Source organism: Pseudomonas sp. A-RE-22 (genome assembly GCF_019956035.1).
Lineage (GTDB): Bacteria > Pseudomonadota > Gammaproteobacteria > Pseudomonadales > Pseudomonadaceae > Aquipseudomonas > Aquipseudomonas brassicacearum.
In genome coordinates, this window is the sequence record NZ_JAHBCZ010000048.1 from 33,377 (window position 1) to 40,193 (window position 6,817).

A 6,817-nucleotide genomic window follows, 5' to 3' on the forward strand; every position below is an offset into this window, starting at 1 on the left:
CCTGATCCCGGAGCAGGCTCTGCGAGTTTCCTATGAATAAACGTCCTTTGTATTTCGACTACGCCGCCACCACGCCGGTGGATGAGCGGGTCATCCGGGTCATGGTCGAGTGTCTGGGCTTTGACGGCAACTTTGGCAACCCGGCTTCCAGTTCCCATGCCTTCGGCCAGGAGGCCCGGCGCTCGGTAGAGCGTGCCCGCCAGCAGGTGGCGCAACTGGTCGGGGCTCAGCCCGAACAGATTGTCTGGACGTCCGGTGCTACCGAATCCAATAACCTGGCCCTCAAAGGGGTGGCCCAGGCGCGTGGCGGTTCCGCCGGCCATGTCATCACCAGTCTGATCGAGCACAAGGCGATTCTCGATACGGCGCGCCAGCTCGAAGAGAGCGGCGTCGCGGTGACCTGGCTGGCGCCGGACGCCGAGGGCCTGATCAGCCCGCAAGCGGTTCGTGACGCGTTGCGCGAAGACACGTTCCTGGTGTCGCTGATGCTGGTGAACAACGAGTTGGGCACCGTCAACGACGTCATCGCCATCGGCGAGATCGTTCGCGAGCACAGTGCGCTGTTTCATGTGGACGCAGCCCAGGGCGCCGGCAAGGTGCAGATCGACCTGTCTCGCTGGCCGGTGGACCTGATGTCTTTTTCCGCGCATAAGATCTACGGCCCCAAGGGCATCGGGGCGCTCTACGTTGGCGACCGTGCCCGGCCACGGCTGTCGGCACAGATTCACGGCGGAGGCCATGAAGGCGGTTTGCGCTCCGGGACCCTGGCGACCCACCAGATCGCAGCCATGGGCGCCGCATTCGAACTGGCAGGCGGGGCATTCGACGAAGAACTCGCTAAAATCGCCCGATTGCGCAATCGTTTGCTTGAGCCGCTACTGGCCTTGCCCGGTGTGCGTATAAACGGCAGTGCGAGCCGCCGGATTCCCCACACGCTGAGCCTGACCTTCAACGAAGGTGAGTTCAACCCGGCGACGTTGGGCGCATCGATTGCATTTTCCGCGACCTCGGCCTGCAATTCGGCGCAGAACAGCCCGTCCCACGTGCTGCTCGCCCTGGGGCACGATGCGCGTGCGGCCGGGCGGACCATTCGCTTGAGCCTGGGCCGCTTTACCACTGAACAGGATATCGACGAGGCGGTGCGGTTGATCCAGGCAGCGTGCGCGACTGCGCCGGCGTTCTGGGTCACGACTCCATAAGCCGTCTTCGGCATCGAACAACAATATCAATGAGCAGGAGAAACAATGAGCACCGAGCCTTTGCCCCATGGACTGGTTCCCCAGCGCCTGGCCCAAATCCGCCAACTGATGAGCCGAGAGGGCATTCATGCGCTGCTGGTGCCATCAGCCGACCCGCATCTGTCTGAATACTTGCCGGGCTATTGGCAGGGACGGCAATGGCTGTCGGGCTTCCACGGCTCGGTGGGCACCTTGATCGTGACCGGCAGTTTCGCTGGCGTCTGGGCCGATAGCCGTTATTGGGAGCAGGCCACCAAGGAGCTGGAGGGCAGTGGTATCGAGCTGGTCAAGCTCATTCCTGGCCAGCCCGGCCCCTTGGACTGGCTGGCCGAACAAACACCTGAGGGTGGGGTGGTCGCCGTTGACGGTGCGGTCATGGCCGTCGCGTCGGCTCGAACCCTGGGTGGCAAGCTTGCGGAGCGCGGCGCGCGGTTGCGTACCGACATCGATCTGCTCCAGGAGGCCTGGAGCGATCGTCCAAGCTTGCCGGATCAGCCGGTCTATGCCCATTTACCACCCCAGGCGACCGTCAACCGGGTCGAGAAACTCGCCAAGCTGCGCGAATCCCTCAAGGAACGTGGTGCCGACTGGCATTTCATCGCCACGCTGGATGACATCGCCTGGTTGTTCAACCTGCGCGGCGCGGATGTGTCGTTCAACCCCGTGTTCGTCTCCTTTGCCTTGATCAGCCAGCAACAGGCAACGCTGTTCGTGGCCCTGGACAAGGTTGACGCAGCGCTGCGTGCCGTTCTTGAACAGGACGGCGTGACCCTGCGCGATTACAGCGAAGCCGCCGCCGCGTTGCGCGAAGTGCCGGACGGCGCGAGCTTGCAGATCGATCCGGCGCGGGTGACGGTCGGTTTGCTGGATAACCTGGGCAGCGGCGTGAAGCTGGTCGAAGGGCTCAATCCAACGACGCTGGCCAAATCTCGCAAAAGCCTGGCCGATGCCGAACACATCCGTCGGGCCATGGAGCAGGATGGCGCGGCGCTCTGTGAGTTCTTCGCCTGGCTGGAAGGGGCCTGGGGTCGCGAGCGCATCACCGAGTTGACCATCGACGAACACCTGACCGCCGCCCGCACGCGCCGGCCGGACTTCGTCTCCCTGAGTTTCAACACCATCGCCGCCTTTAACGCCAACGGCGCGATGCCTCATTACCACGCCACGGAAGAAGCCCATGCGGTCATCGAAGGTGATGGCCTGTTGCTGATCGATTCCGGCGGCCAGTACCTGGGGGGCACTACTGACATCACTCGCATGGTGCCGGTCGGCACACCCACCACTGAGCAGAAACGTGATTGCACGCGCGTGCTCAAGGGCGTGATTGCCCTGTCCCGGGCCAAATTCCCGCGGGGTATTCTTTCGCCGTTGTTGGATGCCATCGCCCGTGCACCGATCTGGGCGGAGCAGGTGGATTACGGCCACGGCACAGGTCATGGCGTCGGCTATTTTCTCAATGTCCACGAAGGCCCGCAGGTGATTGCCTATCAAGCCGCTGCCGCGCCGCAAACGGCGATGCAGGCGGGCATGATCACCTCCATCGAACCGGGCACTTATCGCCCCGGTCGCTGGGGTGTGCGCATCGAGAACCTGGTGTTGAACCGTGACGCCGGAAGCAGCGAGTTCGGCGAGTTCCTTGAGTTCGAAACCCTGACCCTTTGTCCGATCGACACCCGCTGCCTGGAACCTTCGCTGCTGACCCAGGACGAAAAAGACTGGTTCAACGCCTACCACGCCGAGGTTCAGCGTCGCTTGAGCCCGTGGCTGGACGGTGACGCACTGCAATGGCTCAACACGCGAACGATAGCGATTTGAAGTAGAGGATCAGGCGAGGGCTTCACGGACGAAGTCCAACCGATCCTGGCCGAAGAACAACTCGTTGCCGACAAACATGCTCGGGGCGCCGAACACGCCCCGTGCGATGGCTTCTTCAGTGGTGATCTTGAGTGCTTGCTTGACCTGCTCGTCGTTCGTCAATGCCAGCACATAGTCGGCATCGAAACCGCCCTCGTTCAGGACCGCTGCGACAGTCGTCGGGTCGTTGAGGTTGCGGCCATCCACCCAAAAGGCGCGGAACAGACAATCGATGAAGGCCTCGAAGCGTTCAGGTTGGCGCAACTGCATGCCAGTCACCGCGCGCATCAGCTGCAGCGTGTTGATGGGGAAGTGTGGATTGAACTTGAAGGCGACGCCGTAGCGTTTGGCGAAGCGATTCAGGTCCTTGAACAGGTAAGGGTTCTTGGCCGGCACTGTCGCCGGTGATGCATTGCCGGTTGCCTTGAAGACGCCGCCCAACAACATCGGACGATAGATCAACTGGCTGTTGGTCTGCGCGCACAGCGTCGGCAACTGGGTGTAGGCCAGGTAAGTGGTCGGGCTGCCGAGATCGAAGTAAAACTCCACCGATTTGCTCATGGGATCTGCTCTCTTGTTGTTGTGAGGGGAGGGGTTACCAGCGTTCGCTCCAGGGCCGCAGGTCCAGCTCGAAGGTCCAGGCGTCGCGGGGTTGGCTGTGCAGGTACCAATAATTGTCGGCGATGTGTTCAGGGTTCAGGATGCCGTCCTGATCCTTGGTGGCATATTTTTCCGGGAAATTATCGCGGATGAAGTCGGTGTCGATGGCGCCGTCCACCACCACGTGGGCCACGTGAATATTCAGCGGCCCCAGCTCACGGGCCATGCTCTGGGCCAGTGCCCGTATGCCATGTTTGGCGCCCGCGAATGCGGCGAACCCCGAAGCGCCGCGCAATCCCGCCGTTGCCCCGGTAAACAGAATCGTCCCGCGCTGGCGCTTGACCATGCGCTTGGCCACTTCCCGTGCATTGAGAAAGCCTGAGAAACAGGCCATTTCCCATATCTTGAAATACTTGCGCGCGGTTTCTTCGAGGATGCTGCAGGGGACGTTGGCGCCGATGTTGAACACAAAGGCTTCGATCGGGCCGATCTGGTTCTCGATTTGCTCGATGAGTGCGATCACGTCGTCTTCTTTACGCGCATCACAGGCAAACCCGTGGGCTTCGCCGCCTTGGGCACGAATTCCATCCACCAGGGGTTCGAGTTTGTCGGCGCTGCGGCGAGTAACACAGGCAACAAAACCTTCCTGTGCAAAGCGTCTGGCAATCGCGCCACCCGTGGCGTCGCCCGCGCCAACAACCAGTACGACTCTATTGTTATTCATGGTCAGCCTCATTGGTAAACGATCGTTAACTAAACGGACGTTATGCTAAGATCCGACAAGCGTCAAGATAAGCAATCAGGGGCAGGGCCATGCGATATTCAGCCAATCACAAAATGGAAACCCGCGAGAAACTGCTCGCCAGCAGTGCCGTCTCCGCCAAGAAGTCGGGTTTCTCCACGGTCGGTGTCGATGGCTTGATGAAAGCGATCGGGTTGAGCGGCGGCGCGTTTTATAGCCACTTCTCATCGAAGGATGAGCTCTTCAAGGCCATTGTCGAGCGGGAGTTGGCCCAAAGCCTGGATCGTCTGAGTGGCGACGGTGCCATGGACTCAATGAAGCTGGAGCGCTGCCTCAAGCAGTACTTGAGCATGAGCCATGTTGAGCAGCCCGATGCAGGGTGTGCGTTGCCAGTGCTGGGGGCCGAGATCGCGCGATCGGATGTCCAGGTGAGGGAGACGGCGCAAACGTGGATCTGTCGTTTGCACGAAAGCTGGGCGCGGATATTGGGAAGCGATAGTCTGGCCTGGGCCATCCTGTCTCAATGCGTGGGAGCATTGGTAGTTGCGCGGATGCTGGTCACGCCGCAGGTCCAGCGTGACGTCCTCAAGTCCAGTCATGAGGAGATTAGGCGCCGAATGGCCGAGCAAGGGCTCGACTGACGTGACCTATTTACAAATGACGATCATGCTGCGGCTGGTATAGCCAGCGGGATTGAGCCCGAAGGGATAGTCCCCGGGTTCCTCGACGACGTCGCCGGACTTGGCAATGACCTTGTAACCCTTGGGAGCACATGAATTGGCGGCGCTGGCGGCGCACTGATCCCAGGATGAGGATAGGCCGGAGCAGTTGATGTGCAGGCCTTTTTTACCGCGTTTGACTTCAGTTTTCGATGTTGCCGCACAGCCCGCTACTGCAAGTACGGCGATCAGTATCAAAATTCGTTTCATTCCTGTCCTTATAATCGTCGTGAATCTTGTGTCCACGTACGATTGTGTTCGCTCTTGCTTGAAGCGTTCATGACGTCCTGTATGAAAAATCCATGTTTGACATTGGGTTACCGGTCTAAACATGGCCTAAATGCGTGGCAAATACCAGACCTTCGTTAAATCCTGCTTCAATCTGCCGCGACGGCAGGCTTCGCAGTGTTGGCCATGGTCATCGTTGCGCCGACCGACGCGAGGATGATGCAGGTAATGGCTAACCATTGGGCCAAGGACAAGTACTCCTGCAGAAAGACCAGCCCCGACAGGGCCGCGACTGCCGGTTCGACGCTCATCAGCGTGCCGAAAGTGCGGGCTGGCATTCGGGTCAGGGAGATCATTTCCAGGGTGTAGGGCAGGGCCGTAGACAGAATGGCGACGCCGATGGCGATTGGAATCAGGCTCGGTGTGAGCAATGCGGCGCCCGCGTGCACGATACCAATCGGTGCGACGAACAGGGCGGCGATCATCACCCCCAGTGCGGCGGTTTGCACACCATTGTCCGCGCCAGCCTTCTGGCCAAACAGGATGTACAGCGCCCAGCAGAAACCTGCGCCTAGCGCATAGCCGGCTCCAAGCAGGTCGATACCGGCATTGGTCGCTCCGGTCGGTATAAGCAGAAGCAGGCCAACGACTGCCAGGGCGATCCAGAGAAAGTCGATTGCCCGGCGCGAGGCGTAAATGGCGACTGCCAGAGGCCCGGTGAACTCCAGTGCCACGGCAATGCCCAGTGGAACGGTACGAACCGACATATAGAAGAGAAAGTTCATGCCGCCCAGTGCCATTCCATAAACGATCACAGTGCGCAGGGATTGGGCGGTGAGCTTGGCGCGCCAGGGACGTAGCAATAACAGCATGATGAGGCTGGCAAAAATGAGTCGCAGCGTCGTTGTGCCCTGTGCGCCCACTACCGGGAACATGCTTTTGGCGAGGGAGGCTCCTGATTGGATTGAAGCCATGGCTATTAATAGCAGGGCAACCGGGTACAGGGTGGAGGCCAGGCTGCGATGTGGAGGGGGCGTCATTACGAAGTGTCGTCCAGAATAAAGGCGGGGGGCTGTTTTGAGCAGTATATTGCGCATATGCAGCGATTCCGTCTATATACCGGGCAGATTTAAGTGTCGTGTCGGGCTAAAGATGGAAAAATCAAATTAAGGGTTGACGGCAGATTCTGGGAGTCTATAATTCGCCCCACTTCCGGCGCAGTCGAAACGGAAAACTCCTTGAGATTCAATGAGTTAAGTAGGTTTCGAAGGTGCTGGGCTTCAGTTCATCGAAGCCCGGAAGGAGCAGGTAGAGCGGTGTTGTTTGGCTCTATCAGCGGTTCGATCTTCTCGGTCGAAAGCGGTGAAAAAGAGGTGTTGACAGCAGCGAGTAACGCTGTAGAATTCGCCTCCCGCTAACGAGAGATCGGAAGCGCA

General features: G+C 59.9%; 7 protein-coding genes. 3 read left to right on the forward strand and 4 right to left on the reverse strand.

The window, feature by feature from the left end:
- The first annotated feature begins 32 nt into the window (after nucleotides 1-32).
- Both KGA89_RS22440 and KGA89_RS22445 read left to right on the forward strand, forming a co-directional pair.
- On the forward strand, nucleotides 33-1,199 hold the full coding sequence (locus KGA89_RS22440) for a cysteine desulfurase family protein (RefSeq protein WP_223472570.1): 1,167 nt from the start codon (nucleotides 33-35) through the stop codon (nucleotides 1,197-1,199).
- 45 nt (nucleotides 1,200-1,244) lie between these two features.
- Nucleotides 1,245-3,053, forward strand: a complete 1,809-nt coding sequence (locus tag KGA89_RS22445) for an aminopeptidase P family protein (protein WP_223472571.1) — start codon at nucleotides 1,245-1,247, stop codon at nucleotides 3,051-3,053.
- 9 nt (nucleotides 3,054-3,062) lie between these two features.
- Here KGA89_RS22445 and KGA89_RS22450 read toward each other — a convergent pair whose 3' ends face one another.
- A complete protein-coding gene (locus KGA89_RS22450) occupies nucleotides 3,063-3,653 on the reverse strand; it encodes a 2-hydroxychromene-2-carboxylate isomerase (RefSeq protein ID WP_223472572.1) in 591 nt (196 codons plus the stop codon).
- A 34-nt stretch (nucleotides 3,654-3,687) separates the two neighbouring features.
- Entirely contained in the window at nucleotides 3,688-4,416 is a 729-nt protein-coding gene (locus KGA89_RS22455) for an SDR family oxidoreductase (RefSeq protein ID WP_003204022.1), read from the reverse strand.
- Between the two features lie 89 nt (nucleotides 4,417-4,505).
- On the opposite strand from KGA89_RS22455, the gene KGA89_RS22460 reads away from it, so the two are divergent.
- Nucleotides 4,506-5,075, forward strand: a complete 570-nt coding sequence (locus KGA89_RS22460; protein WP_003204020.1) for a TetR/AcrR family transcriptional regulator — start codon at nucleotides 4,506-4,508, stop codon at nucleotides 5,073-5,075.
- Between the two features lie 6 nt (nucleotides 5,076-5,081).
- Here KGA89_RS22460 and KGA89_RS22465 read toward each other — a convergent pair whose 3' ends face one another.
- Together KGA89_RS22465 and rhtA are read right to left on the reverse strand one after the other, a co-directional pair.
- Entirely contained in the window at nucleotides 5,082-5,363 is a 282-nt protein-coding gene (locus KGA89_RS22465) for a hypothetical protein (protein ID WP_003204018.1), read from the reverse strand.
- Between the two features lie 167 nt (nucleotides 5,364-5,530).
- Entirely contained in the window at nucleotides 5,531-6,421 is an 891-nt protein-coding gene (gene rhtA / locus KGA89_RS22470; RefSeq protein ID WP_003204016.1) for a threonine/homoserine exporter RhtA, read from the reverse strand.
- Nucleotides 6,422-6,817: the final 396 nt, after the last annotated feature.